Source organism: Desulfotomaculum copahuensis (assembly GCF_001655685.1).
In the GTDB taxonomy this organism is placed as follows: domain Bacteria; phylum Bacillota; class Desulfotomaculia; order Desulfotomaculales; family Desulfovirgulaceae; genus Desulfotomaculum_G; species Desulfotomaculum_G copahuensis.
The window spans coordinates 1-1066 of record NZ_LYVF01000130.1 but is presented as its reverse complement, the minus strand read 5'-3'; the positions used below and the strand labels follow the sequence as shown (position 1 = coordinate 1066).

Sequence of the window (1066 nt, the reverse complement as noted above, 5' to 3'; positions counted from 1 at the left end):
TTTTTAAATTTTTGTCATATTTTGGTTGCGGATTATTATGGATTGTGGTATAATATAGTTATATTGAATTTTATTGGGGGAGTTTAATGTGTATTTAAAGAAAAGTAGACGCAGTTCCGGAAGAATATACCTATCTATTGCAGATGGATATCGCGATAAAGAAAGAGGGCATACAAGAACTGTTACTATTGAATCCCTTGGATACCTCGATGAACTTCAAAAACAATATGATGATCCAATCGCTTTTTTTGAACAAAAGGTTAAAGAATTGAATGAACAAAAAGCCATGAAAAAGACTCCAATTACTCTTAGTTTTTCTCCTAATGAAAGACTTTTGATTAATACGAATAATCGTAAAAACTTTGGCTACGCTGCATTTAGTAAGATTTATCATGAACTTGAATTGGACAAATTTTTGAAAAACAGGCAGCGTCATTCAAAAGAAGAGTATGATTCTAATGCTATTATGAAACTTCTCGTATTTTCACGTTTATTGTATCCTGCTTCAAAGAAAAAGACTTATGAGAATAGAGATATATTCTTTGAGAGGTTTGATTTTTCTTTGGATGATATCTACAGATGTTTATCTTTTTTCAATAAGCATAGTGATGCTTTGCAGCTTTGGGTTCATGAGCATATTAAGTCTTTATATGAACGAAATACTAATCTGGTTTATTACGATGTTACCAACTATTATTTTGAAATTGATGAACAAGACGAATTGCGTAAAAAAGGCGTTTCTAAAGAACACAGGCCAGATCCAATTGTGCAGATGGGATTATTTATGGACACCAATGGTATACCTATTACATATAAACTTTTTCCTGGCAATGCTCTAGATAAAACTACACTTATGCCTATGTTAAGGAAAATACAACATGATTATTCTTTGGGAAGAATTATTGTAGTTGCTGATAAAGGTATCATCACTGGCGATAACATTTGGTATACTTTATCTGCTGGTAATGGTTATGTATTCAGCTATTCTGTTCGTTGTGCAGATAAGGAATTTAAGAAATATGTCCTTGACGAAAACGGATATACACACAGAGGAGATAGCTTCAAG

The 1066-nt window shown here is 32.1% G+C and carries 1 protein-coding gene; it reads left to right on the top strand.

Annotated features, from left to right (window positions below; genetic code table 11):
* Positions 1-88: 88 nt before the first annotated feature.
* Positions 89-1066, top strand: a 978-nt coding sequence (locus A6M21_RS08035) for an IS1634 family transposase (protein WP_201721853.1), incomplete at its 3' end; no start/stop codon positions are given.